Below are 25,822 nucleotides of genomic sequence, written 5' to 3' on the forward strand. Positions count from 1 at the left end.
ATACGAGGACATCTTGATGCCGGTTCACGCCGTGAGCCTCGTCGCGATGGGTCTGTGGCTGCTCGACAACTGCGACCTGGAGGCGTGCGCGACGACGGCTGCCGAACTCGGCCAGTGGGACTTCCACCTCGCAGTCGCGCCGGTCCGCTTCGCCGGCACGTCCGGCAGCCCGGTCAACCCGATCGCCACATTCTGACCGCGGGACAGTGCCGGCACCCTTCAAGTCGATCAGCCCTGCGCCGGGCTGCGGCTCGATCAGAGCCCACTGCTCGTCGCTGGTGTCCGAGGGGTACCGGCTGCTCGTCCCACCGCCCAGCCGCGGCCGGTTTCACCGCTTGGTCGCGGCAATCACCTGGCTGTAGTAGCGGGTGAGGTGTCGGTCGTAGTAGAGGAATTCATAGGGCACGCCCTCGTGCTGGCCAACCACCGACCACTCTTCGGTGGTCACCAACTCGTGAAGGTCGCTGACCCAGTTGGCCTCGTCGGTGTACTGGCTCTCGAAGGCCAGCGGGCTGGAGATCACGAGCAGGCCGCCCTGGCGGAGCAGCCGGGCAGCCGCCGACACGACCTGGCGTGGATCCGGCACCCGGTCGACGACGTTGAGCACGCTGACGAGGTCGAAGTAGCCGGCCGGCCGGGGCAGCCGTTCGGCCGGCACCGGGTAGACGGTGGCCTTGTCGTCCGGCTTCGGGAAGTCCGCGGGGTCCACCCGGCGGAAATCCGGCCGCTCGGAATCGCGCGGTGGCGTGGGCAGCCAGCCGTCGAACGGCTCGCCGCACAGCATGCGCCGCGCCCACACATTGAACATCTCGGCCGGTTCCGACAGCACGCGATCCTCGTCGCCGAAACCGCGTCGGGCCATCTCATACAGGAATCGTCCGGTGCCGCCGCCGACGTCACATACCCGCGCCGGCGGTTCGGCGGACGGCCACCACTGCGCCACGAGGTCGGCCGTGGCGCGTGCGAAGCGCCCGGCAACCGGCGGCTCGGCTCGAGCGAGACGGGGGTCAGGCTCGGCCTCGGGTAGGACGATGTCGCCCCAGTCGGTGTACAAGTAGCTACCAAGGAAGGCCTGCGAGGCGTAGTTCTCCATGACCTTGGGCGAAACGGTCGACATGTCACTCTCCCTGCTCGGCCCGGCGCTTGTTCGGGCCAATGCTGCCCCACCGGACATCGGCGCGTCATCTCTTATGTTGCTTCATAACGGCACGACGTGATGTCCGCCCACATCGCTTACTGGCATGTGTCGCTGACGTTGTATGCGGCAGGGCAATTCCGTCCTTGAGCCGCTCCAGGCAGCCATTGCCCGAGGCAAGTTCGTCTCTGTCGATGGAGTTCCGCTCGGCCGTCGCTGCAAGCTTGTCCACCAACTGGATCTTTAATCTGAAGCGGATCGCGGAGCCGGAAGCGCGGACCGCCTCTCGGCTGGCCATGAGTACCTGGCCCAACCGCCACCACCTGACACGCCACCACGATTGATGCGGCAAGTACGCGCCCTGGACACGGTCACCGGACAGGTCATCGCTCAGCTTGCACCGCGGCCACCGCACCAGGACTTCCTACGCGCTCCTCGGCGACGATACCGCCCCTGAAGACACGCAGGAGCGCGACACCCAATCCCGCTCCGGCGGCAACGACCGCCATGGCGAAGAAAGCGGAAATGCCGAGCCCGGTGTAGGCAAGAGCGCCCAGCAAAGGCCCCACGACGAAACCGATGTCGGACACTAACCCAAAGGCGCCGAACGCCCGCCCGAGCAGATGCCGCGGCACGAGGTTCACCCCTTGCCGAGCCACCAGATACAGCACCGGCTGAGCCGTCATGAACAACAACAGCCCGGCACACATCGCCACCACGCCGTCGAACAAGCCGACCGCGGCGAGACCGACCGCCTCGGCGCCGAAGGCGAACGCGGCAATCACCAACAACGGCCGGGACTCCACCAACTTGGCGCAGGTCATGGCGACGACCATGAACACCGCCAACCCGGCCGTATAAATCACCGACGTGTAGGCGACTCCGTTGCCCGTGACCTTGTCGAGGTGCAGGGGAACCACCGGTTCCAACGCCGCGAACAGCGCGTTGTTCACCAGATCGGCCACCGCGAAGATGGCTACCAGGAGGATCAGCGGGCGAACCGCCCCGATGGTCCACCGCTCTCCCGCAGCAGCCGACGGCGAAACCTCCACACGGTCGACACGCAAGCCGAGCAACAGCACTCCGCCGGCGGCGGTCACCACTGCGCCGGCCAGGAACACCCCGGTGAAGCCGAGCAACGGGTGCAGCAGACCGACCACGGCGGGACCGAGCACCATACCGGCCGTGCAGCAGCCACCGAACCAGCCCATCACGCGGGCTGTCCCGAAGCGCGAACTGGCTCCCAACGAGCTGGCCAGCTGGTAGAGCACTGGCATCGTGAGGCCCTCGGCCACGCCCCAGGCGAGCCGCCAGGCCAGCACCTGCCAGCCGGCGGCGGAGAAGGCCAGACCAAGAACGGCCGCGGCGGTCATGCTCATACCGAAGAAGCCGATCAGCTGCGGGCGCAGTGTGCGGTCGACCAGGATCCCGCCGATCGGCTGCGTCAGCGCCTTGGCCACGGCGAACCCGCTGAACGCCGCGGCCACCTCCAGCGCGGACATCTGGAACCGTCCGGTCAGCTCGGGCACCAGCGGAACCAGCATGGTGTACGCGATGTTCATCATCACCGCGGACAGCAGCAGCGCCGCGATCCCGGTGCGTTTGTCGGTGGTCACGGCCGCTGCGCTAGCCCCTCATATCCCGCCACGGTCAGCAGGCCTTCGTGCACGGCCGTCAGCCTCGGGCGGTAGATCTCGACGTCACCCGGGTCGGCCGCGTACCACAGACCCCAGAGGTGGATGCCGCTGAAACCGTGCTGTTTCTTGAACGTGTCGTTGCCCCGGCCGAACTCGATGATGTCCCAGCCGCGGTCCACGCCTTCGGCGAGGAGCTCATACAGCATGAACGGATACGGGCTGACCTCGCTGTACACGGTGGCGTCGGTGCCGGCTCCCCAGAGGTAGAGCCTGCGGTCGTGCTCGAGCGAAACGGACACACCGATCGTCCGATCCTCCCATTCGGCCCGGATCAGGCTGGCGTACGGCGTGGACAGCACCGCCTCGAGGGTGGCGCGGTCGTACAGCGCCGGCCAGCCGTGCTTGACCGCCGAGCCGTTGGTCAGCTCGAGCACCCGGTCGATGTGCGCCACCGCTGCGGGTCCCGTTTCCTCGACGAGTTTGACGCCTTTCTCGGTGGCTCGCCGCCAGCGTCGCCGCCAGTCGGTCCGTTTCCTCGTCTTGACCTCGCCCATCACCGGATCCGGTCCGCTGCCCGGATTCTTGTAGTAGGCGGTGTCCAGCCGGGCGAAGACGTCGGGCGGGCGGACGGCGGCCCACTGGCGGGCCGGGTCGGGTGGCAGGTTGAGTACCAGCACACCGGCCGCGCCAAGGTCTCGCGCCTGCTCCCGGGCTTCGTCGACCAATGCGGCCACGGCGAGCGCGTCGCCGGCCAGATACGCCGGGCCGTAGACGGAGTAGATCGAGCCGATCGTGAGCACCGGCCGGTCCCAGACGACCCCGCTGGCGGTGTCGTTCTCGAGGCCCTGCCAGAACGGCGAGTACTCCAGTAGGTAGCGTGGGGCCCGGCCGGGATCGATGACACGCCGCCGCTCGATGGTCGCACGTGCCCATGCGTCAAGCCATTCCTCGGTGTCGAACACCGTCGGCCGGCAGGACTGCGCCTCAGAGAACGGCGTGACGGTCATGGAAGCTCCTCCGTACCGCGGACATTCCACTTCTGAAAGTAGGCCCGGATCGTGCTCGCGGGCGAGGGTTGCTTCAAAGACCGCATTTTCCAAGATGGATGTCGGAACACCCGCACGATCGAAGATGCTCACCATATCGGCCGGATGCGACGGTGGAGCCCATGACGCGCTCCATCGCCTGGCATGACGGCATGACGGGCGGGGACCACGGCGTCGGCGGGTCGACGGGCTCCGTGGCAGCACCGAGTTTCGGCGCCGGTGCCCCGCTTGGCGAGGTCCTGCCTGAGCAGGTGAAGGACCTGAGCTCGCAGTTCGACGGGTGCCTTTTCCAACTGCGTGCCGCGCGGCGCGAGATCGAGGAGTACGCGACCTACTGCGCGCGCAACGATCTGCTGGTGGACGAGCCGGTGCTCGCGCATCTGGTGGCCGCGACGCAGCAGGTCGGCATGCGAGTGGTCCGGCAGCAGCGGGCCCTGCTCGCCGCATCCACCACGGACGCGGCGGACCTGCTGGGCCCGAGCGAAGCGGTCCTGCGGTTCGGACTGGCGACGCTGGCCTACGTGCGGCATTCGCTCGACTGGTCCGCAAAGTCCTACGGACAGTCGGCACAGGTGCAGTTCTTCGGCACCCAATCCGAGTCATGGCCGACGATCCACTACGACCGCAACGGCACGCATGCGTCGGTGATCAGGGTCGAGCGCCAACTGCTCGAGTTGCTCGACCTCCCGCCGGACAGATGCGGTATCGGGGTCACCTCGTCCGGCATGGCCGCGTACACCTGGATCGAGGCGTTTCTGCTGCGGGACCGGCTCCGCGCCGGCGACACGGTGCTACTGGCGCCATACATCTACTACGAGACGGCGCAGCAACTCCACGCGCTGCCTGAGGTGCGGGCCGAGCGGGCGAGCGGGTACGCCGTCGAGGAGATCATCGCCGATGTCGTCCGGCTTCGCCCGAAGGTCATCTTCGTCGACCCGCTGGCGAACAACGTGCGGCAGCGGATGCTTGACCTGCCCGAGCTCTTCCGGCGGCTGCGTGAGGTGGTGACCGAACGCTGCACCGTGGTCGTGGACGGAACGATGACCGGCGCATCGCTGCAGCCGACGCTGTTCGCCTCCGACGACCGGCTGGAGGTCATGTACTACGAGAGCTGCACCAAATACCTCCAGCTGGGCATGGACTTCGCGCTCGCCGGTCTGGTGGTGTTCCCGATCGAGCTGGCCGAGCGGATGGACATGCTGCGCCGCAACACCGGCCTGGTGCTCGCCCGGCACAACGCCGAGTTGTTCCCCCGCTACCAGGTTTCGTTGCACCGCAGGAGAATGCGGCGGATCTGGGCCAACGCCGAACGGCTGGCCACGCTTCTGCACGCCGATCCTCGAGTCACCTCGGCCGGTGTGGTGCACCACCCGGTGCTGCCGCACCACCCGGACACGCGGCTGGCTGCCGGCCTGCCCTACGGCAGCGGCATCGTGACGTTTGTGTACCACGATCGCCCACGCAACGACTGGGACAACCTCGACGCGGTGGTCGACCAGATCCTGGTGCGGGCCAGGACGCGCGGCACCCAGGTGACCAAGGGCGTCAGCTTCGGCTACTCGGTCCCGCGGGTGTGGGCGCAGAGCGTCAGCACCACCGAGGAGGAGTACAAGTACGTGCCGGTCCCCGACGACGAGCCGCGGTTCCTCCGGCTCTATGTCGGGGACCGGATGCATCAGCTGGACGGACTCGCTAAGGCCATCGCCGAAGCCATCGCTGGATGACGGGAGTTAGCATGGGTGACCCCACTGACGGGCTGGACGGATGGGTGCTCCGGCCGGGCGACCACGGCTACGACGACGCACGCGCGGCCTGGAACGGGATGGTCGACCACCGGCCACGCATGATCATCAAATGTGCGAGCGTGAATGACGTCGTGGCCGCGGTGCGCATCGCGCGCGAGGCCGGACTGGAGATCGGCGTGCGGTGCGGCGGACACGCCGCGCTCGGGCCTGCCGTGCCGGAAAACGGTCTGCTGATCGATCTCCGGCCGCTGCACGGTGTCCAGGTCGACCCGGCGCGTCGCACCGCCATCGTCAAGGGCGGCACACTGCTCGGCGCGGTGGACCGCGGATCGCTGCCGCATGGCCTGGTCACCACGACCGGAAGCGTCTCGCACACCGGCGTCGGCGGGTTCACCCTCGGTGGCGGCATGGGCTGGCTGGCCAGGCAGTACGGACTGGCCTGCGACAACGTGCTGTCGTTCGAGGTGGTGACCGCGGCGGGGCAGGTGGTGCGGGCGAGCCGGACCGAGCACCCGGAGCTGTACTGGGGGCTGCGCGGCGGTGGCGGCAACTTCGGCGTGGTCACCGAGTTCGAGTTTCGACTGCACGAGGTCGATCCGCGGGCGCTGGTGGCGGAGCTGACCTTCCCACTCGATGCCGGTCTGGCGGTGCTCCGCGGCTGGCGGGACCTCAATGCCATGGCGCCGCGCCAGGCCACTTTCACCGCGTCGGTCTCCGGAGCGGAGGTCACCGTCGGATACGTCTGGGTCGGCGAGCCCGACCAGGGCAAGGGCCTGGTGCCAGAGCTACGCGGGCTCGGTCGGCCGGTGCGCGAGCGGGTGTTCGAACCGACCTATCGCGAGCTGCAGACCATGGACGACGAAGCGGATCGGCACGGGCTCCGCCAGTACTCCAAGGACCACTACCTGTCGGCGTTCCCGGACGCGGCGATCGAGGCGTTCCTGGCCAGAGGATCGGAGAACGGGAGCGGTGCGGGACTGCCGGGTGGCTGGCTGGAGGCCTACGGCGGGGCGATCGCCGAGGTTCCGGACGAGGAAACCGCGTTCGGCCACCGGCAGACGCTTCTCGAGTTCGGCGTCCGCTCCTCGTGGACGGATCCTGCCGAGGACGCCGACCGGATCGCGGTGACAAAGCAGGTGGCGGCGGCGCTCGAACCGTTCGCCGACGGCGTCTACGTCAACATGCTCAGCGATGACGGTACGGACGGCGTTCGCCGGGCCTACCCGCCGGCGAAGCTCGCCCGGCTGGCCGAGGTGAAGAGGGCCTACGACCCGGACAACGTGTTCCATCTGAACCAGAACATCAAGCCGGCGCCCTGAGCGCCGGGGCGCTCGGCGGCCGTCCGAGTGGCGTCGGTCGCGCTGGTTGGATGCTGTGTATGCGGTTCAGACCGCGTCCCCCAAGGCGGCTGGGGGGTTGGGGATCCGCGGTAACGAATGCCCGGTGCGCGCCACAGCCAGGTGGGATGCTGGGCGTTCAGCGCGAGGTTGGAGTCAGGCGGCGCCCGGTCAGGGCGCCGCCGAGACAACCGCTGGTCGCGTCATCGCCGGCATGACGTGCCGCATCACCCGCGGCCGACCCGCACACCGTCAGGAGCGCCGCACCTTCACGTGGAGCTGATCAACCCCAGCTCGAACACGCTCAGGCAGGAACCTGGTCGCCTCCGGAACGGGAGCCCTCCGGTGTTGTGGCCTCGGCTACCAGCGAGCCGGTGGTGGTCGTGTGCGAGCTGGCGAACAGCAGCGGATGGGCCGACCGGATGCCGTCCACCACGAGGTCGTAGGGGACGTCGTCGAACTCCCCCCGCATGCGAAGGAACTCCATGTGCTGCCGGCCGTGCTCGTCGAAGGGGTGGTACAGGCTGTCCGAGAGCCCGTCGAAGTCCAGCGGCCTGATCCGGTACAGCTTGCAGAGCAGCTTGTTGAACACCGGTGTGGCCTTGACCCAGGCGCCGTTGAGGTGGACCGAGGTCAAGCTGTGAAAGCGGAAGACGTCGCCGCCGACGAGTTCCCGCAACCGGGGCGAGGCCAGGTGGTTGCGTACGTCGCCGTAGACGATCCGGCTTGGCACGCCGACCGCGCGCAGCGCCGCCGCATACAGGATCGACTTGTGTACGCAGAACCCGAAGCCACGCTCGATCACACCGCTGGCGGTGAGCCCGTGGCGGGACAGGTCGGCGCCGTAGACCTCGTAGCGGATGCCGTCACGGACGGCGTAGTACAGGCGAACGGCCTTGTCGACATCCGTGCCGTCGGTGGCGTCGCCCAGCGCGTCCGCGACGAAGCGCCGCACCGCGGGCGACTCGTGATCCAGGAACTCGGTGGCCCGGATCAGCGCGGGATCGGTGCCGCTCATGCCTCACGCTCCCCTGTCGTGCTCTTCGCCGGGGCGGTCCGGCCCAGTCCCATGAGGGCAGCAATCCGCTGGCGCTGAATCTCGGAGGTGCCGGAGTAGATGGTTCCCGACACCGCGTTGCGCAGGTCCTTTTCCAGCCCGTACTCGGTGGTGTAGCCGTAGCCCCCGAAGACCTGCACGGCGGCGAGGGCGGAGCGCACGTTGCTCTCGCTGACGATCAGCTTGGTGATCGCCACGTCGGTCGCCACGTTCTCGCCGGCTGCCATCCGCTCGGCGGTGTCGTACAGCCACTTGCGGGAGGTCTCCAGGTCGACGCGCATGTCGACGAGGCGGTTCGACACTGACTGGTAGGAGCCGATGGCCGCCCCGAACTGGGTCCGGGTGCGGGCGTACTCGACGCACCGCTCCAGGCGGTGCTGCATCTCGCCGAGCACGCCGGCGAAGCCGCAGAGGATCTCCCAGCGCATCACCGCGTCGAGCACCAGCAGCCCCGCGCCGACCGAGCCGACGACATGGTCCCGGGGCACCCGCACGCCGTCGAGGAACAGCTCGGACAGCGGCGAGGTGCGCAGCCCCATCTTCCCGACCGGGCCGCCGACCTGGAGGCCGGGGGAATCGCACCGCACCAGGAACGCCGTCACCGCGGCGGCGCTGCCGGGGCGGCCGGTCCGGGCGTAGACGACCACCAGGTCGGCGATGGGGCCGTTACTGACGAACGCCTTGCTGCCGGTGAGAATGAAGTGGTCGTCCTCGGCGACGGCCGTGGTGGCCATGTTGGTCACGTCGGAGCCGCCGGCCGGCTCGGTGATGGCGTGCGCGCCGATCATCGTGCCCGCCACGATCTGCGGCAGGTAGCGCTCCCGCAGGTTCGCGCCGCCGAAGCGGTGCAGCGGGACACCGGTGCTGACCAGGTGGGTGCAGGCGGAGAAGGTCAGGCCGGCGTCCCGGCAGGCATAGCCCAGTCCCTCTAGGACGTACATGGTGGTTGGCAGGTCACGGCCGAGGCCGCCGTGGTCCTCGGGGAAGGGCAGACCGAACAGGCCGACTTCCCGCAGTCGCTTCCAGCCGTCCCAGGAGAACTCCCCGCGGGCGTCGCGCTCCAGGTGGTCCGTGCCGATCGCCCGGCCGGCCTGCTCGGCCGCCTCGCGCAACGCCCGCTGCTCGTCGTTCCATCGCATGCCTGGCCGCCTCAGTATTCCGAGAATTCGGCGGACTCCAGGTTGTGCCGTTCCGGGCCGAGCAGTGGCGGGTTGAAGATGCTGATCAGCTCGAGGTCGGTCTTCGGTGCGGCGATGAGGAAGTGGGCGTCGTGCTCGTCGAGCGCGTACAGCACGCCCGGTCGCAGCTCCCAGGTCTGGGAGCCGTCGGCGGTCTGCACCCACCCGCGGCCGCCAATGCAGTAGCAGGCTTCTAGGTGGCGGCGGTACGCCAGCCGCGACTTCGTTCCGGCGCGCACGATGGTGTGGCAGACGGTGAAGCCCATGTTGTCGGCCTCGAGAAGGAATCGGTAGCTGAGGCCATTGCCCCACTCCACCGCCTCGATCCGTTCCCTGGTACGAACGATCATCAGTCCAGTCCTGGTGGTCAGCTGAGGGCAGCGTGGTCTTGGGCGGTGGTGACGAACGCCGTCATGGCGGCGACCGACTGGAAGTTCTCCGGGGAGATGTCCATGTCGTCGATCGGGATCCGGTAGCGCTCGCCGAGCCAGGCGATGAGCTGGAGCAGCCGCAGGCTGTCCACCACGCCTGTGTCGATCAGGTCGTAGGAAGGGTCCAACTCCTCGGGGGAGGTGCCGGGTAGGTACTCCGACACCACGTACCGAGTTATCTCGTCAGCGAGGCTCATAACAGCTCCCTCATCAGGTGGTCACGGACACGATGGCGGTCGACCTTGTCGGTCGGCCCGACCGGCAGCGGCTCGTTGACCAGTCGGAACGCGTCGGGGATCGCCACCCGGGTGAGCCGGGCGGCGCAGTGCGTACGCAGGGCGAGGCTGCTCGGGCCGCTGTCGACGGTTCGCACGACGGCGTGCAGTCGGGTGCCGGCGCCCGGATCGGGCAGCGGGACGACAACCGCCTCCACCACACCCTCGTGGGCCTGGATGACCCGCTCGATTTCCTCGACGTTGACCCGTACGCCACGGACCTTCACCTGAAGGTCGTTGCGGCCGATCAACGTCAGCCGGCCGTCCGGGGCGCGGCGGACCAGGTCCCCGGTCCGGTACCAGGTCCGCTCGCCGGAGTCGGTGATCCGGCGGAAGAACCGACCGCCGGGCGCCACGTCACCGAGGTAGCCGTCGGCCTGGAACGGAGTCGCTACCACCAGCTCGCCGGTGCCCGGGCCGGTCACCACCTCACCCTGGTGGAACAGGGCGGCCTCCACTGCGGGGAGCGGCCGGCCCAGGGGCAGCACGTCGTCCTCGACGGCCTGCTGCGGGCCGAAGGTGTGCAGGAAGCTGTCGTTGGTCTCGGTGCAGCCGTACACGTTGTGCAGGGACGCCCCGGGAAACAGCGACGGCAGGCCGGCGCGGACCCGGTGTGGGGTGTGGTCGCCGGTCAGCAGGACGTGCCGGACCTCCGGGAACTTGTGCCCGTCGCCCGCCTCGGTGAGCAGGCGGAACAGCATCGGCACGGCCTGGACGACCTCCGGCCGCGCCTCGGCGAACAGCCTCAGCAGGTACCGGGGCTGGACCGCCCGGGCCGGGTCGACGAGTACCACCTCGCCGCCGTGGCAGAGGGTCGCCCAGATGTCCAGCAGGCAGAGGTCGAAGTTGAGCGGCGCGTAGTTGAGCACCCGGGTGCCCTCGGTCAGGCCGAACTGGGCGGCCGCCCAGTCGACGAAACGGCCGACGCCGGCGGCGGGCAGCGGCACGATCTTGGGCAGCCCGGTGGAGCCCGAGGTGGTGAGCAGCAGGCAGGTGTCCGGCGGGAGCACGGGCGCCTGCGGGGGCACCGGAACGGGCTGGACACGCAGGTCAGCACCGTCGACCGAGATGACCGCCGCGCAGCCCGCCTGGGAAACCAGCGCGTCGAAGACCTGCGGACCGAGGTCGGTGGAGAGCAGCAGCACCGGCTGCTCCACGCTGAGGCAGGCCAGTACGGCCGCCGCGGACTCCGGTGACTTGCTGGCGCGCAGCGCGACCGGAGCGCCGCCGGTCTGCAGGCCGGTCAGGTGCGCCGCCGCCTTCGCGGCGAGCTCCCGAAGCTCGGCGTAGGTGACCGACCGGTCCTGCCAGCGGATCGCAGGCGCCGAGGGCGTCCGGCTCGCCTGCTCGTGGATACGGGACGCAACAAGCACTGCTACCCCCTCTTCCCCGTGCCGATGGCCGTCACTCTCGACCGTTCCGACGCACCGATCTTCGAGTCCGGCGCGTGGCGCGTGCAACTTTAAAAATGCGCTAGCCCGTCGGTTGGAAGACCGCTCCGACGATGCGTCGACGTAAGACGCTGACGGCCTCACCATATTGACGCGCATGTGTCCGCTATGTGTCGTTGTTGCACGCCGTCGCGTCCATTCAGGAAAGGCTGGAATGGCGCGAGCGGCTGCACACCATCGGCGCGCTCCTCGGCCAGGCCCACGCCGACATGTCAGCCGTAGGCGCAGCACCAAGCCCGTGGATTCGGCCGCGAACGGGTCGGGTAGCGATTTGGGATCAATGAGCCATTGATGCCGCGGGCGAGGGTTGCTCCCGAAGATCGCATTCTCGAAATTGTCAGGATTAACCGCACGATTGAAGACGCCCGCGGAATCGGCCGGTTGCGACGATGGGGCCCATGATGCGTTCCATCGCCTGGCAGGACGGCGCCATCGAGGCGGTCGACCAGTGCGCGCTGCCGCATGAGTACCGGCTGCTGCGGCTGTCCACACCGGACGAGGTGATCGAGGCCATCCAGCGCCTGGCCATCCGCGGCGCCCCGGCCATCGGGGTCGCCGGTGCGCTCGCGGTGGCAATGTCGGCGAGGGCGCACACACGCGACGGCGTGTGCGACGAGATCGCCGTGCGTGCCGACGCACGGCGGATAGCCAATGCCCGGCCGACCGCGGTGAACCTGAGCTGGGCGGTGCGCCGGGTGGTCGACAAGCTCGGCGGTGGCGCCGACGCCGTGCAGGCCGAGGCGTTGGCGATTCTCACCGAGGACGAGCAGCGCAACCGCGCGGCTGCCGAGGCGGCCGCCGGCCTCGTGCGGCGGTTGTGCGGGCAGAAACCGTTGCGGCTGTTGACCCACTGCAACACCGGCCGTCTGGCCACGGTCGCCTGGGGCACCGCGCTGGGCGCCATCCGGGTGCTCGCCGGGACCGGGCACGTGGCCGAGGTGCTGTTCGGCGAGACCCGGCCGCTGTTGCAGGGCGCGCGGCTCACCGCTTGGGAACTGGCCGAGGCCGGCATTCCGCACCGGATGCTGGTCGACTCGGCCGGGCCGGCTGCTTTGGCCTCCGGCATGGTGGACTGCGTTCTGGTCGGCGCGGACCGGGTGTGCGCCAACGGAGACGTGGCCAACAAGATCGGCACCTACTCGCTTGCGTTGGCTGCACATCGAGCGGGTGTGCCCTTCATCGTCGTCGCACCGGAGTCCACGCTGGACGCCGCGTTGACCAGTGGTGCGGACATCGTCATTGAGGAGCGGGCGGCCGGCGAGGTCACCGCGTTCGGCGGGGTGGAGGTCGCCCCGGCGGGCACCGAGGTGTTCAATCCCGCGTTCGACGTCACGCCTGCGGAGTTGGTGACCGCCGTGGTCACCGAACTCGGCTTGGTACGTCCGTTGAGGGCAACGCTGCCGAGACCGGCAGCGAGGGAGCGGGTCTCATGACAAAGTCCATCGCCGCCGTGGGCACCGCACTGGCCGAGACTGCCGCCGCGCTCTACGCCCGCGGCTGGCTGGAGGGCACGGCAGGCAACCTCTCGATCCGGTTGCCCGGTGGCGAGACAGCGTTGATCACCGCGAGCGGCCTCAGCAAGGGTTCGCTCACCGCCGCCGACATGGTCGAGGTCCGCATCGAGGACGCACGCCCGGTGCACGACAGCGCGCCACGCCCGTCGGCCGAGACCACCATTCACACGGCGCTGTACCGGTTGTCAGCCGAGTCCCATGCCGTCGTCCACGCACATCCGCCCTACGCCACCGCGACCGCGATCTTGGCGGCGCGGCGGGGCGCCGGCACCGTGACGTTCACCGATCTGGAGATCATCAAGGGGCTCGGCCTGTCAGATCCGTCCAAAGTAGTCGTACCGGTGTTCGACAACCACGCCTATGTGCCCCATATCGCCGACGACGTCGTCGCTCGCATCGCCTCGGACGCGCCGCCGGTGATGCTGATCGGCAATCACGGGGCGACCACGTGGGGGCCGACGCTGGACATCGCGCGCAACCGCATGGAGTGCCTGGAGGCGATGTGTCAGCTCACGTTGTTGGTCGCCCGTTCATGACGCGTCACTGATAAGGAGAAGCCGATGACCCTGCTTCAGGTCATGCCGACAGACGACGGTACGAACGTGTTGCTGCGCACCGAGGACATCGCCGAGATCGCCGCGGAGCTCGCACCGCACGGCATCCGGCTCGAGCGGTGGGCGACCGTCCCGCTGGCCGGCGACGCCGGGCAGGAGGAGGTGCTCGCCGCCTACGCGTCCGAGGTGGAGCGGCTGTCGGCGGAGGGCCCTTACCCGCTCGTGGACGTGGTCCGGATGGTGCCGAACGACTCCGACCCGGAGTGGCCGGCCAAGGCGGAGACGGCGAGGACGAAATTCCTCAACGAGCACACCCACGACGAGGACGAGATCCGATTCTTCGTCGAGGGCAGCGGCTGCTTCTACCTCCACCTCGACGACAAGGTTTACGCCGTGGTCTGCACCGCTGGTGACCTGATGTCGGTACCGGCCGGCACGACGCACTGGTTCGACATGGGCACCCGGCCGCACTTCTGCGCCATCCGGTTCTTCCAGGAGGAGGACGGCTGGGTGGCTGAGTTCACCGGCTCGGCGATCGCGTCCCGGATCCCGACGCTCGACGAACTGCTCGCTCCCGCAGCCACCTCATGAGCAGTGCGGTCGTCCTCGACATCGAAGGTACGGTCAGTCCGCTGTCAGCCGTGCACGACGTGCTGTTCCCCTACGCCCGCGCTCGGATCGAAAGTTGGGTGCGGCAGGACCGTCCCGGCACGCGGGATGTGGTCGCCGGCGTCCGCGGCCTGCTCGGCGAGGAGTCCGGTCTGGACGACGTGGTGCGGGCCCTGCTCGACTGGCACGACGAGAACGCGAAGCACAGCCCGCTCAAGACACTGCACGGGCTGATCTGGGAGCAGGGCTTCCTGGCCGGTGAGCTGTCCGGCGTGGTGTACGCGGACGTCCCGCCGGCACTTGCCGAATGGCACCGGCTCGGCACGCCCTGCTGGATCTACTCGTCCGGTTCCGCGCTCGCCCAAAGGCTGTGGTTTTCCCGCAGCGACCAGGGGGATCTGCTCGGCTACCTGGCAGGACATTTCGACACAGTGACCGGCGGCCCGAAGGGTGAGCCGGCTTCCTACTGGAGGATCGCGCACGCCATCGACACGGCCGCCCGCGACATCCTGTTCCTGTCCGACAGCCGGGCCGAGCTGGACGCCGCCCGAACCGCGGGCTGGCGGGCCGTGGGGGTGCGTCGGCCGGGTTGCGAGACCGAGTTCGGCGTCCACCCGGTGGTCGCCGACTTCACCGGGTTCGGCGCGAGAACGGAGGTGGCCTGAGTGAGCGGTGACGTACTCGTTCCCAAGTTCGCGGCGTTCCGCAGCACGATCTTCGCCGAGATGACCGCATTGGCGAACCGTACCGGCGCGATCAACCTCGGTCAGGGCTTTCCGGACAGCGACGGGCCCTCCGAACTGCTCGCGGCCGCCGCCGAAGCGGTGCTCGCCGGGCGCAACCAGTACCCGCCGCTGCCGGGTGTGCCCGAGCTTCGCGCCGCGATCGCCGAGCAGCGATCGGCCGATTACGGCACGCCATACGATCCCGACACCGAGATCCTCGTGACCGCCGGCGCGACCGAGGCGATCACCGCCACGATCGCCGCTCTGGTCCCGGCGGGCGACGAAGTCCTGGTGTTCGAGCCCTACTACGACTCGTACGGCGCGGCGATCACGTTCGCCGGAGCCCACCGGCGAACCGTCCGGCTGCGTCCGGAGCACGACCGGTTCACCTTCGATCCCGACGAACTGGCCGCGGCGGTGACCCCACGCACGCGCGCGGTGCTGGTCAACACTCCGCACAACCCGACCGGCACCGTGTTCTCGGCGGCTGAGCTGGCCCACATCGCCACCGTCTGCCGGCGGCACGACCTGATCGCCATCACCGACGAGGTCTACGAGCACCTGACCTTCGACGGGATCCGGCACGTCCCACTGGCTTCGCTTCCGGGGATGGCCGAACGGACGCTCACCATCTCCTCCGCGGGAAAGACCTTCAATGCCACCGGCTGGAAGATCGGCTGGGTGTGCGGGCCCGAGCGGATGGTCGCCGCGGTGCGGACGGTGAAGCAGTACCTCACCTTCGCCGGTGGCACGCCGTTCCAGTACGCCGTCGCCGTGGCGCTGCCCGATCGACACAAGTGGCTGAGTGACCTCCGCGCACGCCTCATGGCGGCCCGCGACACGCTGCAGGACGCGCTCACCTCGTCCGGTTGGCGGTGCTTCTCCTGCCAAGCGGGCTATTTCCTGCAGGCGGATGCCAGGTCGGTCGGCTACCTCGACGGCACCGAACTGTGCCAGGACCTGGCCGTCAAAGCGGGGGTGGTCGCCATCCCCAGCTCGGCGTTCTACGCCGACGCTGAGGCCGGCCGGCACCTGGTTCGTTTCGCGTTCTGCAAGAGTCACGCGGTGATCGGCACCGCGGCCGGCCGGTTGGCGGAGTTCACCGGCACCACACAGCAGCGGGAAGGAACGGCAGCATGGCGGGAAGCACGCCGGTCGGCGTGATCGGTGGCAGCGGGCTGTACTCGCTGCTGGAGGAAGCCGAGCAGGTCAGTGTCGAGACTCCCTACGGGGAGCCGTCCGACCAGCTGGTGCGCGGCATGGTCGGCGGCCGGGAGGTGATCTTCCTGCCCCGGCACGGTCGGGGCCACAAGCATCCGGCCCATGTCATCAACTACCGCGCCAACCTATGGGCCCTGCGGTCGCTGGGGGTACGCCAGGTGCTCGGCCCGTGCGCGGTCGGCTCGCTGCGCGCGGAGCTCGGACCTGGCTCGTTCGTCGTGCCCGACCAGGTGGTCGACCGCACCAGTGGGCGGGCAGCCACTTTCTTCGACACGGGCGCCGTGCACGTCGGCTTCGCCGACCCGTACTGTCCGCACGGGCGCGCGGCGGTACTGAAAAACGCAGCCGATCTCGGCCAGCCCATCGTGGATGGTGGCACCATGGTCGTGATCAACGGCCCGCGGTTCTCCACCCGCGCCGAGTCCCAGTACTACGCTCGGCAGGGCTGGTCGCTGATCAACATGACCGGGCTTCCGGAGGCGGCGCTGGCTCGTGAGCTGGCCATGTGCTACACGTCGATCGCCCTCGTCACGGACCTCGACGCCGGCGTCGACGAGGAGAGCGCGGTGGCACAGGACGAGGTCTTCCGCGTGTTCGCCGAAAACATCGAGCGGCTGCGCGAGCTCGTCTTGCGGACGGTCGCGGGGCTCGGTGATCAGCGGGACTGCCGATGCGTCCACGCGCACGACGGGCTCACCCTTCCGTTTTCCCTGCCTGGGTGAGGCCGGTTCCGACGACAGGACGGCGTCCTTCATCGCGAACTTCGCGGTGAAGGACGCCGTCCTGTCACACCCCGCGCCAGGCCTGGTCCGCGGTCAGTCCCACGGCATGGTCTTGGCGATGTCGTTGCGGTACCTGATGCCTTGGAAGCTCACCTCGGATATCGCCTGGTAGGCATTGGTCGCCGCCTCGTCGAGCGTGGCGCCGCGACCGACCAGGTTGACGGCTTTTCCGCCGTCGGTGACCAACTGGCCGTCGGGCCGGGTGCGGGCGGCGCCGTAGAAGATGAGGCAGCGGTCCCGGTCGACGGCGTCCAGACCGGTGATGGGGTAGCCCCGGCCGTATTCACCGTAAGGCCAGCCGGGATAGGACCTGCCGGGCTCCCTGGTCGGCCCTTGCGTGGCGACGACGTTGACGAAGCATTCGTCGGTGATGATCAGCGGAGGCTGCCGATCGAGGGTGCCCTCCAGGATAGACGTCGCGACCTCGGTGAAGTTCGTCGCGATCTGGGGGAACACCACTTCGGCTTCCGGATCGCCCATGCGGGCGTTGATCTCGATCAGGTAGAGCTGGTCTCCGACGAGCATGCAGCCGACGTAGATCACCCCGGTGTAGTTGAGTCCCTCGGCGTTGATCGCGGCCAGCAGTGGCCGCAGCATCTGGCGTTCGAACCTCTCGATCTCTTCTGGAGTGTCGTCGGGGCTCGGCGAGAAGGCACCCATACCGCCGCACATGACGCCGCGGTTGCCGTCATCGGACCGGGGATAATCCACCGCCATCGGCAACATCAGGTGGTGTTCCCCGCCGACCAGCGCGAAGTACAGCAGTTCCCGGCCGACCAGCTTCTCCTCGATGATGATGGTTCTCCCGCCGGGGCCGAAGTCCCGGGAGACCATCAGCCGGTTGATCGCGTCGATCGCCTCGGCCTCGGTCTCGCAGATGAAGACGCCGTTTCCCTGGCACGATTCGTTGCCCTTCACCACATGTGGGGCGTCGACCGAGCGAACGTATTCGATGGCGGCTTCCGGATCCTCGAAGTACCGGTAACCCGCGGTCGGGATGCCGTACTTGAAGCACAGGTCCTTGGTGAACTTCTTGCTGGACTCGAGACGGGTCGCGGACCGATCCGGGCCGATGGTGCGAATCCCGCCAGCGCGCAGCGCGTCGACGAAGCCTTCGGTCAGCGATCTGGGATGAGCCGGCATGGCCAGGTCTGCGCGGATCTCTTTCGCGTACTCCACGACCGGGCCGGGGTGGTAGATGTCCAGCCAGGGGGCCGAGATGATGCGATCATCGGTGATCGCTCCGCAACCGGGGGCGAGGTGCACCGTGATGTCCGGGTCGGTTCTCACGAACAGGTCGGCGAAGGCGTGCCCCCTGCCGGTGTAGTCGATGATGAGCACGTTGCGCATAGGAGGCTCCCGTTCGGCGACGGTTACGAGATTCGAGAAATTCGCGGTGATTCGTCGTTCGCGAAATCGCGGGGCGACTGACCGACGTGGTCGGTGAGTGCCTGGACGAACGCCTTGGCGAGCGCTTCGACCTGGTCGGCTCGGTCGCCCGCATAAAGCCGCAGAAAAGGGGGCTCGCCCTCGGCGAAGGCGTCCGCGGCGGATATCCGTGGGATCGAGAAACCGAAACTGGCTCCCTTGGTCACCTGCACGCCCAACACGCGGGCGTTCGCGAAAATCCGGTCGAACAGCACATTGAGCTCGTCTTTGGTGTTGCGGTCCCGCTCATGGAACAGGAACGTCACACACCCGCCCGCGTACGGCAGCCGCTCGGCGATCCTGGCATCGGGATGATCGGGAAGGCCGGGGTAGAAGACCTCACCGACATCGGTGACCCGGCGGTCGTCGCGCAGCAGCTCGGCGATCCGCAGCGCGTTCGCGCCGATTCTCCTCATCCGCCTGCGATAGAACGATCTCTGGTATCGCGGGAACAGGTCTGCGCCGTGCCGGTAAAGGATCAAGCCCGTATTGCGGCGCTGCCGGTCGAACGCTTCCCGCAACTCGATCGGGTAGGCCACCAGACCGGCCATTCCCGCATCCATGCCGAGCTGCAGGTATTTCGAGCCGCTTTCGTAGTACAGCACTTCGACCTTGTCGTCGCTGTCCAGCAGTTCGGGTGGCAGGCCGCCGGAAAGCATGGTGCCGTCGATCACGACCGTGGTCCGCTCGAGGACCACCGACCGCAGCCGGGCCAGCAGGCCCGGCAGGTCGATCATCCGCTGCTCGGCGGTGTTCGCCAACGGGTCCACGAAAAGGACCCTCGGCCGGTAGTGCACGACATCGGCGATGATCTCTTCGACGCCGTACCCCGAGGCCCGCTCGACCCGAACGAACGGCAGAGTGGTCAACTGCTCGGACGCCTCGAAGTAGATGTACGGCGCCATCAGGACCCTGTCACCGTTCCGCAACCGTTTCCGCAGCAGGAAAGACTCGACCAGGGTGTAGGCGGCGACGCCGGACGACGTGGCGCTGATCGAATGACTCTCCGGTGACAGACCGAGGACCTCGAGCAGTTGCGCCTCCACCCGACACACCGGATTGTGCCCGTAACGCTCGTAGTTGACCGGTGGTGAGCCCTGCGCCCAGAGATCGAAGAACTGCACGGCCAGCGACTGGTCGAAGGCGGCGGAGCGCCATTCCAACGCATTCCGGACATAAGAAAGCGTGGCCAACCCGAAGCGGAGAGCAAGCTCGCTGGCAGACAGCTGAGTCACGTCGATTTCGGACTGCGTCAGAAGCGACTGCCGCTGCTCGGCGATGCGTTCCCTGGCTTGGTGAGCCGCAGCGACCAGAGCGGCGACAACCGGTTTGTCCACCGGAAGCATATGCTGTTCGCAGTAGCCGACGAACTCATCGATGTCGTGCCGCGCCGCGCGCAGATCCCACGCGCAGATGTCGAGCGCCTTGACCAGGTCCGGGACCTGGTCGAGTTCGTCGAGTTCGTCGGGTTCGGTGGTGCCGTCGGCCTCGTCGGCCGGCACGCGGGTCTGCCGGTGCGCCACCGAAGGAAACCCGAGGCTCGCCGCTGTCGTCGGCTGCCGACCGAGTGTGCTCTGGCAACGTGGTCCTCCAACTCAGGCCGGCGGTTGCTCCGGCCAATGCTGCCCCACCAGACAACGTCGCGTCATCTCTTATGCTGCTCCATGCCCGCACGCCGAGATCTTTGTTCCAAATTGCTCAATCGCCATCTCACGTCGACAACCGTCGGCCGGCATGGGCACACTTACCGATGCCGCTGTTCGCGAATCTCGAGCTACATTCACGGCGAGGGGGATGTCGTCGTTCCCATGGATGTCGAACCCGCAGGCACGACCCAGAACTCGGGTACGCAGACACGAGTGCAGGTGGCCTCTTGAGCCACCAAGGGCAACGTGACGATGCCAGGCGCACCCGTTCCGTATGACACTGTCCCCATGACGACCACTCAGGTGCAGCCCATCCTGAACCGCCCGATGGTCTTGCTGCTGCTGGCCTCGTTCGGCGGGCTCACGAACTTCTTCCTGCTCCTGTCGGTCGTGCCGCTGTATGCCGGGGGGTCGGACGCGGGCGACGTCGGCGCGGGACTGGCCACCGGCGCGATGATGCTGTCCACGGTGCTGCTCGAACTGGCCGCGCCGAAGTTGTTGGCGCGGCTGGGATATCGAGCGGTGCTGGCACTGGGGCTGCTCCTGCTGGCGGCTCCTTCGCTGCTGCTGATCCTTTCACCGGCGATGGAGCTGGTCGTCGCGGTTTCGCTGGTGCGCGGAGCGGGGTTCGGGATCTTCGTGGTCACCGGCGGCGCACTCGTCGCCGAGCTGGTCCCGGCCGAGCGCCGCGGAGAAGGCCTCGGCCTGTACGGGGTCGTCTGCGCGATACCGGCCATTTTGGGGCTGCCGGCCGGGGTCTGGCTCAGCGATCATGTCGCATTCTCGACGATATTCACCGTGACGACGGTGATCGGACTCGTGGGGCTGCTCGCCGTACCACTGCTGCCGCCCCAGACCGCGCGGGTCGAGGAGGAGCACAGGGTCCTCAGGGGGATGACCGGTGCACTGGCCCGTCCGACGCTCATCTTCACCGCACTCGCGGTGGCGTCGGGTGTCTTCGCCACCTTCCTGCCGCTGGCCGTGTCGGCGGAGTCGCGACGGCTAGCCGCGCTGGCTCTGCTCGTCCAGTCCGGTCTGGTCCCACTGGCCCGCTGGGCCGCCGGCTGGATCGCGGATCGCCACGGCGCGGCCCGACTGCTGATTCCGGCCGTGCTCTCAGCGGCCATGGGTACCTTCTGCGTGGTGTGGCTGGACAGCCCGCTCGCGGTGATCGCGGGGATGGTGCTGTTCGGCATCGGTTTCGGTGCGGGGCAGAACGTGACCATGGTGATGCTGTTCGAGCGGGTCAAGGAATCCGAGTTCGGCCGGGCGAGCGCGCTGTGGAACTTCGCGTACGACGCCGGGCTCGGGATAGGTGCCGTGGGGTTCGGTTTCGTGGCCGATCTCTTGGGTTACCCGGTCGGATTCGCCCTGACCGCGGCTGTGCTGCTGATCGCCATCGCCCCAGCCGTGCGGGATCGCAGACATGCCCAGTCGTCCGCGGACAACTGCGCAACACAAGAGAAAGACACCCAGGTAAGGACTGCTTAGCATGGCCGTCATGAACTTCACCAACGTGGACCCATCACATCTCGCGGATCCCGGGCTCTCCCAGGGGGCACTCGTCACCGGTGCCGAGCGGCTACTGTTCATCACCGGTCAGGCGCCGTTGACAGCCGACGAACCAGCACCGGAGGGCTTCGAGGCTCAATGTCGGCTGGTATGGCGCAACGTACTGGCAGTGCTGCACGAGGCCGGAATGGGCGTGGAAAACCTTGTCAAGGTCACCACCTACCTGGCCAACCGCGCGGATCGGGAAATGAACTCCAAGATCAGGCAAGAGATTCTCGGCAGCCACCGGCCATCGCTGGGGATCATCATCACCGGATGCTGGGACGAGTCCTGGCTGCTGGAGATCGAGGCCATCGCGGCGGCCTGATGCCGTGAATTTCATGGTCGACAACTGAACCGACCCGCCGTTCGACCCCACCAGGCCGCGTCCACATCGGCTGGACGCGACTTTGTCGTGCCCACTCGCGATCACCTTGGCTCGGCTGGTACGGGCGCAACGGCAATAAGCCAAGCGCCATCGCCGATGGCCAACGTGAGACGCCAGGCCCAGCACGAAGCCGTCGCCATGGTCGTCTCCTGGCCCGTAGAACAGCGGGTCGGGCAAGGTCATCTGCTCGACCAACGTGATCGAATCATTGAACGGGTTGAACGCCTTCGCCATCACCTTCAGCGACCGCTCCCGGCCGCTGAAACCGACTAATCAAGATCGCCGAAAACACCATTGGCGAGACAGCCCCCAAGCAAGATACTCGGTCCGGAAGGTTGTTCTGCGACAGCGAGTAGCCGCTCGATGGGCAGGCGGTCCTAGGATCACGGCATGGAGCTTGAGGAGTGGCTGCAGGGGGTGCAGCCCTGGCTCGTTGGCCTCGAGGCGGCGCTAGAGGTCGACTTCAGCCGAGCATCGTTGGCGGAGCTGGAGGTTCTAACGGCCGAGGGCGACAGCCCGGCGTACGAGGCGTATCTCGGCGAGACGCTGCTGCGGCTCGGGGGCGGACGCTGGGTCGAGGTGGCCGGCGAGCCCGGGGTGGCGGCCGATCCGGAGCTGGGGCTGCCTCCGGTGGTGCCCGCGGAGTTGCTCGTCGAGCCAGGCCGGCCAATCGAGGTCTATGACCAGTGGGCGGCGGCCGTCGCGGCTCGTCGCGACGCCATGCCCGGCTGGCAGCCGGTCAAGGAGCCGACGCCCGGGCTCGACGAACGGCACGAGCCCGCGGAACCGCCGCAGCTGAGGAGCTGGCTGGCCGAGCGGGAGGCCGGGTTCGCCGGCTGGGTGGCGCGCTGGGCGCCGGACGGAATGTGGGACTTCTCGCCGTCCTCGCTCGACCGGCTCGGCGAGCTGCTCATGCGGCTGCTGGGCGACCCGCGCGCGCTGAAGGACCCAGCCAACAGCGACCTGGTCGACGGCGCCGTCTGGTATCTCGGCGAGGCCTTTCGCCGGGCCGGCGGTGGTGAGTGGTCCTGGAAGGACGAGCCCGGCGAGCAGCCGGTGCCCTATGTGGTGAATCTCGGCCGGGACAGGCGTTCCCAGCTGCCGCTGGTTCAATTGCGGATGGGCATGCGTACTCCCGGCTACCTGCGCGCGCGGTGCGAGGCGCTCGCGGACTGACGATTGCCGGGCACTGGCCGGGGTCGATGCATTTGCGTCGTCCTGGCTACCCTGAGGTCGGCATTCCCTTTCGTCCGCACGGAGGATTTTCGCATGAAGATCCAATTCCGGTCGCCGGTCGCGGCCCTTTTCGCTCTGATCCTCGTCATGGCCGGGCTCGGCGCCCTGCCCACACCGGTGCTGGCCGCCCCGGCACCCACTCCGGCGGTCACGTCATGGAGCCCGCCGCCGGTCAACGTCGTCGAGCCCGATCCCTACCACTACGACGAGCTTGATCCCGACGACTACAACATCCCGAAGTGGATGCTCACCGAGGAGTACCTCGACGCCCTGCCGGGTCACGATTTACGGAAGAAGGCGTCGAACCGGCACAGCCCGGAGTTTCAGGCGGCCTACGCCGCCTACATCGACGAGATGACCGAGCGCGGCGAGCAGAGCGGCATCGTCACCGAGGATCAGTTCTGGCAGTCATTCTTTCCGGGCGGCTGGAACCACATGCTCACCGGCTGGCGGGATTACAAGGGCAAGCTGAGCTGGGCGGACTGGCTGAAGAAGACCGTGGAGATCCTGAACCGCGGCAAAGGGGGCGGCGCCTACGAGGTTCACTACAACGGAAAAAACAGTGTGGACAAGGCGCATGGCTTCGAGGCCGTCAACCAGAAGGTCCGCGGCGTCAACCTGACGTGGAAGGAGGGCAACCCGCAGGGCCGGAAGGTGGGCACGAACCGGGTTTACCGGGTGGACAGTTACCACCCGAATCCGGCCGGGGCGAGCAGAGGTGTGGTGGGTGAGCGGAAGTCCGGCAGCACCCTCGACGCCGACGAGTTCCTGAACGTCACCGTGGAGGTGGCCGCGGCCAAGAACGCCGACATCGAGATCACCTTCGGCGACACTCCGAACGCGGAAGCTCTCCGGGTCATCGAGAAGGCCCAGGAAATACTCTTGGCACGACGCATCGAGCTGCACGGCGAGACAGCAGGGGCGGGCACCCACCCCATTTCGATCAAGACGTGGCGCGCACAGGCCGTCGTCAACCGGCCCGCATCAGCCTCGCCGCTGGTGGCCGGTGCGCAGAAACCGTGGCCGAGCAAGGCGGCGACGCAGATCGAGAACTCGCCCAGCTCGCCCGCCGCGGCCAAGGAGGAGGAGAAGCTCAAGGAAGCGGTGGCCGAGGACCTCGCGGACGCTCCGGCCGAGGAGACCGCGCCGTCAAAGATCTGCCAGCTGGGTCAATCCCCCTGCCACCCGGACGTCTCGGCGGTGCCCGCGGTCGTCTACGACAACGATGAGATCGGCGACGACGCCGAGCAACTGGGCGGAGTGGACTTCTCGACGCTGGAACTGCGCTACATCTCCGACACTTACGCCGGCGCGCCCGGCGTGAAGTACTCGTACAGCGTCGACCCCGACCCGAAACAGAAGGTCTCGTACGGCGGGGCGGACGCCGCCAAGCTCGCTTCGGACTCCTTTTTCACGTGGCTCGCGCTGCCCGAGACCGCCTTCACGGTCAACCTGAACCCCGAGGAGCCGAACCGGATCGTGGACGCGCGCTTCGGGCGTACGGAGGCGGGCCGGGTCCTGCTGGAGGCCGACTTCCAGATGAAGAAGACGGTCGCCAAGTTGATCCACCCGGACACCAAGGGCGGCAGACGGTTCTGGAGCGAGCTGCGTGGCGAGCAGAGCTGCATCAACATGCGGCAGTGGATCGTGCCCGCTCCGGCGACCGTGCGCAACGCCGGAAACGAGCTCTTCATCCTCGACGCGCCGCTGCAGGTCAAGATGGAGACGGAGTACGAGAACCTGTCCGGCTCGCAGACCTGCCCGGGCCAGGCAACCGCAGACACCGAGCACAACGAGCGGGTGTACAGGGCGGAGATCCTCCCGCAGATCGTCAAGGCAGTGAACACCGCTCCCGAGTACGCCGACCTGCGCCGCGTCTACGCCAGCCGGGTCGCCGCCCAGTGGTACCGGGAGCGCAGCGAGAAGAAGCCCACCGCGTACGCCGACATCGTCGACAGCGGGGACATCACGCCGTGGGCGACGAAGAGCTCATGGAAGCCGAAGGACACGTTCGACGCGTACGTGAAGTCGTACAAGAACGGCGAGTTCCGGGTCAAGCACACCACCCGCAAAGGCAACTACATCTACACCAACACGTACGTCTACGGCGGTGTCGACTTCACGACCACACCTACTTCGAACCTAAGCGAGCCGGAGTTCGAGGCGAAGCGGCCCGGTCTGCGCACGGCGGTCGCCGATCTCGCCGGGGGCCCGGTGGCCGACAAGAGCGGCAAGCTCTGGTTCGGCCAGGAGAGCAACGAGCTGCCGAGGGAGGAGGCCCTCGCGCTGCCGCCGTCGCCGCTGTCCAACCCCTGGTTCTACGTGCTGACCATGCTGCCGGTGCTGGCCTGGGCCACCGCCGGCATCCTGGTCGTCCGCCGGCGCCGCCGGGCGGTGACCCGATGAGCCCGCGTCCGGTCTTCATCGCCTCCCTGCTGCTGTCCGGCGCCGCCGCGCTCTGGGTGGCGTGGGCGATCGGCACGCTCTTCGGCCTGCCGCAGTTCGTCCGGATCTACATGAACGACCATCAGGGCGACGGCCATCCCGCCGTGGTAATCGTCTCGTACGTCCTGCTGGCCGCCCTCACCGCCGTGATCGGGTTGGTCTTCCTGCTCTTGGCGGTGCTGGACGCCCGCGGCGCCCGGGTGGCCCGCGTTTTCACCTGGATCCTGGCCGTGCCGGCCGTGCTCGTCGCGCTCTGGTCCTTGCTCAGCGGCGGCTCCGCCGACACGCCTTGGTGGGGCATGCTGACCCGGGCGATCGGCGGCCTCACCTTGCCGATGGTCGCGGCGGCCATGGTGCTGCTGTGCCTGCCGGGCGCCCGCGCCCACTTCCGCAAGCGTCCCTGATCAGCTTAGCGATCCTGAGTCGGATTG

At 68.1% G+C, this 25,822-nt stretch carries 23 protein-coding genes and 1 pseudogene; 14 read left to right on the forward strand and 10 right to left on the reverse strand.

All coding sequences use genetic code 11. The features are described 5' to 3' along the window. Positions 1-196 (forward strand): annotated as a pseudogene (locus tag FXF52_RS34040) (cyclase family protein); the annotation flags it as partial. Between the two features lie 132 nt (positions 197-328). Here the strand turns inward: FXF52_RS34040 and FXF52_RS34045 are convergent. The 3 genes from FXF52_RS34045 to FXF52_RS34055 form a co-directional block, all read right to left on the reverse strand. Continuing rightward, positions 329-1,117: a methyltransferase domain-containing protein gene (locus tag FXF52_RS34045; protein ID WP_187413886.1), complete on the reverse strand. Its 789-nt coding sequence runs from the start codon at positions 1,115-1,117 to the stop codon at positions 329-331. A gap of 401 nt (positions 1,118-1,518) precedes the next feature. Further along, positions 1,519-2,751 carry an MFS transporter gene (locus tag FXF52_RS34050; protein ID WP_148803395.1) on the reverse strand — a complete coding sequence of 411 codons (1,233 nt, stop codon included), beginning with the start codon at positions 2,749-2,751 and terminating at the stop codon, positions 1,519-1,521. Next, on the reverse strand, positions 2,748-3,914 hold the full coding sequence (locus FXF52_RS34055) for a GNAT family N-acetyltransferase (RefSeq protein WP_187413887.1): 1,167 nt from the start codon (positions 3,912-3,914) through the stop codon (positions 2,748-2,750). Before FXF52_RS34055 ends, FXF52_RS34050 begins: the two co-directional genes overlap by 4 nt. A 26-nt stretch (positions 3,915-3,940) precedes the next feature. On the opposite strand from FXF52_RS34055, the gene FXF52_RS34060 reads away from it, so the two are divergent. After that, positions 3,941-5,542, forward strand: a complete 1,602-nt coding sequence (locus FXF52_RS34060) for a PLP-dependent transferase (RefSeq protein WP_187413888.1) — start codon at positions 3,941-3,943, stop codon at positions 5,540-5,542. A gap of 11 nt (positions 5,543-5,553) precedes the next feature. After that, on the forward strand, positions 5,554-6,882 hold the full coding sequence (locus FXF52_RS34065; protein ID WP_187413889.1) for an FAD-binding oxidoreductase: 1,329 nt from the start codon (positions 5,554-5,556) through the stop codon (positions 6,880-6,882). A gap of 322 nt (positions 6,883-7,204) precedes the next feature. On the opposite strand, the gene FXF52_RS34070 is transcribed toward FXF52_RS34065, so the two are convergent. Genes FXF52_RS34070 through FXF52_RS34090 form a run of 5 tightly spaced genes read right to left on the reverse strand, consistent with a single transcriptional unit; the run spans position 7,205 to position 11,214 of the window. Next, on the reverse strand, positions 7,205-7,918 hold the full coding sequence (locus FXF52_RS34070; protein WP_148803402.1) for a transglutaminase family protein: 714 nt from the start codon (positions 7,916-7,918) through the stop codon (positions 7,205-7,207). After that, the gene (locus FXF52_RS34075; RefSeq protein WP_148803404.1) at positions 7,915-9,096 is read right to left on the reverse strand and encodes an acyl-CoA dehydrogenase family protein; all 1,182 of its coding nucleotides are present in this window, start codon (positions 9,094-9,096) and stop codon (positions 7,915-7,917) included. Before FXF52_RS34075 ends, FXF52_RS34070 begins: the two co-directional genes overlap by 4 nt. Positions 9,097-9,107: 11 nt before the next feature. Next, on the reverse strand, positions 9,108-9,485 hold the full coding sequence (locus tag FXF52_RS34080) for an ectoine synthase (RefSeq protein ID WP_148803406.1): 378 nt from the start codon (positions 9,483-9,485) through the stop codon (positions 9,108-9,110). 17 nt (positions 9,486-9,502) lie between these two features. Continuing rightward, on the reverse strand, positions 9,503-9,763 hold the full coding sequence (locus FXF52_RS34085) for an acyl carrier protein (protein WP_148803408.1): 261 nt from the start codon (positions 9,761-9,763) through the stop codon (positions 9,503-9,505). Continuing rightward, entirely contained in the window at positions 9,760-11,214 is a 1,455-nt protein-coding gene (locus FXF52_RS34090) for an AMP-binding protein (protein WP_222870825.1), read from the reverse strand. The genes FXF52_RS34085 and FXF52_RS34090 overlap by 4 nt, the downstream gene beginning before the upstream one ends. Positions 11,215-11,690: 476 nt before the next feature. Here FXF52_RS34090 and mtnA point away from each other — a divergent pair, with 476 nt between their 5' ends. The 6 genes from mtnA to FXF52_RS34120 are packed head-to-tail and all read left to right on the forward strand — an operon-like array spanning position 11,691 to position 16,637. Next, positions 11,691-12,725 carry an S-methyl-5-thioribose-1-phosphate isomerase gene (gene mtnA, locus FXF52_RS34095; RefSeq protein ID WP_255472643.1) on the forward strand — a complete coding sequence of 345 codons (1,035 nt, stop codon included), beginning with the start codon at positions 11,691-11,693 and terminating at the stop codon, positions 12,723-12,725. Further along, positions 12,722-13,342 (forward strand): methylthioribulose 1-phosphate dehydratase, encoded by a 621-nt coding sequence (gene mtnB / locus FXF52_RS34100; RefSeq protein WP_148803412.1) that lies wholly within the window; start codon positions 12,722-12,724, stop codon positions 13,340-13,342. The genes mtnA and mtnB overlap by 4 nt, the downstream gene beginning before the upstream one ends. 24 nt (positions 13,343-13,366) lie before the next feature. Next, positions 13,367-13,951: an acireductone dioxygenase gene (locus tag FXF52_RS34105; protein WP_148803414.1), complete on the forward strand. Its 585-nt coding sequence runs from the start codon at positions 13,367-13,369 to the stop codon at positions 13,949-13,951. Continuing rightward, positions 13,948-14,634: an acireductone synthase gene (gene mtnC / locus FXF52_RS34110; protein WP_148803416.1), complete on the forward strand. Its 687-nt coding sequence runs from the start codon at positions 13,948-13,950 to the stop codon at positions 14,632-14,634. Before FXF52_RS34105 ends, mtnC begins: the two co-directional genes overlap by 4 nt. Further along, a complete protein-coding gene (locus FXF52_RS34115; RefSeq protein ID WP_148803418.1) occupies positions 14,635-15,858 on the forward strand; it encodes a pyridoxal phosphate-dependent aminotransferase in 1,224 nt (407 codons plus the stop codon). After that, positions 15,831-16,637 (forward strand): S-methyl-5'-thioadenosine phosphorylase, encoded by an 807-nt coding sequence (locus FXF52_RS34120; protein ID WP_148803420.1) that lies wholly within the window; start codon positions 15,831-15,833, stop codon positions 16,635-16,637. The genes FXF52_RS34115 and FXF52_RS34120 overlap by 28 nt, the downstream gene beginning before the upstream one ends. A gap of 93 nt (positions 16,638-16,730) precedes the next feature. On the opposite strand, the gene purD is transcribed toward FXF52_RS34120, so the two are convergent. Both purD and FXF52_RS34130 read right to left on the reverse strand, forming a co-directional pair. After that, complete coding sequence (gene purD / locus FXF52_RS34125) at positions 16,731-18,047, reverse strand: phosphoribosylamine--glycine ligase (protein ID WP_148803422.1); 1,317 nt, start codon at positions 18,045-18,047, stop codon at positions 16,731-16,733. Positions 18,048-18,070: 23 nt separating this feature from the next. Then, positions 18,071-19,648 (reverse strand): PLP-dependent transferase, encoded by a 1,578-nt coding sequence (locus tag FXF52_RS34130; RefSeq protein ID WP_148803424.1) that lies wholly within the window; start codon positions 19,646-19,648, stop codon positions 18,071-18,073. Between the two features lie 411 nt (positions 19,649-20,059). Between FXF52_RS34130 and FXF52_RS34135 the strand changes: the two genes are divergently transcribed. The 5 genes from FXF52_RS34135 to FXF52_RS34155 all read left to right on the forward strand — a co-directional run bounded on the left by FXF52_RS34135 (position 20,060) and on the right by FXF52_RS34155 (position 25,795). Next, positions 20,060-21,262, forward strand: a complete 1,203-nt coding sequence (locus FXF52_RS34135) for an MFS transporter (RefSeq protein ID WP_222870826.1) — start codon at positions 20,060-20,062, stop codon at positions 21,260-21,262. 10 nt (positions 21,263-21,272) lie between these two features. After that, the gene (locus tag FXF52_RS34140; protein ID WP_222870827.1) at positions 21,273-21,650 is read left to right on the forward strand and encodes a RidA family protein; all 378 of its coding nucleotides are present in this window, start codon (positions 21,273-21,275) and stop codon (positions 21,648-21,650) included. 450 nt (positions 21,651-22,100) lie between these two features. Continuing rightward, positions 22,101-22,886: a hypothetical protein gene (locus FXF52_RS34145; RefSeq protein ID WP_148803428.1), complete on the forward strand. Its 786-nt coding sequence runs from the start codon at positions 22,101-22,103 to the stop codon at positions 22,884-22,886. A 93-nt stretch (positions 22,887-22,979) separates the two neighbouring features. Then, entirely contained in the window at positions 22,980-25,352 is a 2,373-nt protein-coding gene (locus tag FXF52_RS34150; RefSeq protein WP_148803430.1) for a hypothetical protein, read from the forward strand. Beyond that, on the forward strand, positions 25,349-25,795 hold the full coding sequence (locus FXF52_RS34155) for a hypothetical protein (RefSeq protein ID WP_148803432.1): 447 nt from the start codon (positions 25,349-25,351) through the stop codon (positions 25,793-25,795). The genes FXF52_RS34150 and FXF52_RS34155 overlap by 4 nt, the downstream gene beginning before the upstream one ends. Positions 25,796-25,822 lie beyond the last annotated feature (27 nt).

This window comes from Micromonospora sp. MP36, assembly GCF_008119785.1.
GTDB lineage: Bacteria > Actinomycetota > Actinomycetes > Mycobacteriales > Micromonosporaceae > Micromonospora.

Excerpts from the sequence above, each read along its gene's own strand:
- FXF52_RS34045 (WP_187413886.1), bottom strand. The coding sequence starts at position 1,117 with ATGTCGACCGTTTCGCCCAAGGTCATGGAGAACTACGCCTCGCAGGCC.
- FXF52_RS34055 (WP_187413887.1), bottom strand. The coding sequence starts at position 3,914 with ATGGTGAGCATCTTCGATCGTGCGGGTGTTCCGACATCCATCTTGGAA.
- FXF52_RS34060 (WP_187413888.1), top strand. The coding sequence starts at position 3,941 with ATGACGCGCTCCATCGCCTGGCATGACGGCATGACGGGCGGGGACCAC.
- FXF52_RS34065 (WP_187413889.1), top strand. The coding sequence starts at position 5,554 with ATGGGTGACCCCACTGACGGGCTGGACGGATGGGTGCTCCGGCCGGGC.
- FXF52_RS34070 (WP_148803402.1), bottom strand. The coding sequence starts at position 7,918 with ATGAGCGGCACCGATCCCGCGCTGATCCGGGCCACCGAGTTCCTGGAT.
- FXF52_RS34075 (WP_148803404.1), bottom strand. The coding sequence starts at position 9,096 with ATGCGATGGAACGACGAGCAGCGGGCGTTGCGCGAGGCGGCCGAGCAG.
- FXF52_RS34080 (WP_148803406.1), bottom strand. The coding sequence starts at position 9,485 with ATGATCGTTCGTACCAGGGAACGGATCGAGGCGGTGGAGTGGGGCAAT.
- FXF52_RS34085 (WP_148803408.1), bottom strand. The coding sequence starts at position 9,763 with ATGAGCCTCGCTGACGAGATAACTCGGTACGTGGTGTCGGAGTACCTA.
- mtnA (WP_255472643.1), top strand. The coding sequence starts at position 11,691 with ATGATGCGTTCCATCGCCTGGCAGGACGGCGCCATCGAGGCGGTCGAC.
- mtnB (WP_148803412.1), top strand. The coding sequence starts at position 12,722 with ATGACAAAGTCCATCGCCGCCGTGGGCACCGCACTGGCCGAGACTGCC.
- FXF52_RS34105 (WP_148803414.1), top strand. The coding sequence starts at position 13,367 with ATGACCCTGCTTCAGGTCATGCCGACAGACGACGGTACGAACGTGTTG.
- mtnC (WP_148803416.1), top strand. The coding sequence starts at position 13,948 with ATGAGCAGTGCGGTCGTCCTCGACATCGAAGGTACGGTCAGTCCGCTG.
- FXF52_RS34120 (WP_148803420.1), top strand. The coding sequence starts at position 15,831 with ATGGCGGGAAGCACGCCGGTCGGCGTGATCGGTGGCAGCGGGCTGTAC.
- purD (WP_148803422.1), bottom strand. The coding sequence starts at position 18,047 with ATGCGCAACGTGCTCATCATCGACTACACCGGCAGGGGGCACGCCTTC.
- FXF52_RS34135 (WP_222870826.1), top strand. The coding sequence starts at position 20,060 with ATGACGACCACTCAGGTGCAGCCCATCCTGAACCGCCCGATGGTCTTG.
- FXF52_RS34140 (WP_222870827.1), top strand. The coding sequence starts at position 21,273 with ATGAACTTCACCAACGTGGACCCATCACATCTCGCGGATCCCGGGCTC.
- FXF52_RS34145 (WP_148803428.1), top strand. The coding sequence starts at position 22,101 with ATGGAGCTTGAGGAGTGGCTGCAGGGGGTGCAGCCCTGGCTCGTTGGC.
- FXF52_RS34150 (WP_148803430.1), top strand. The coding sequence starts at position 22,980 with ATGAAGATCCAATTCCGGTCGCCGGTCGCGGCCCTTTTCGCTCTGATC.
- FXF52_RS34155 (WP_148803432.1), top strand. The coding sequence starts at position 25,349 with ATGAGCCCGCGTCCGGTCTTCATCGCCTCCCTGCTGCTGTCCGGCGCC.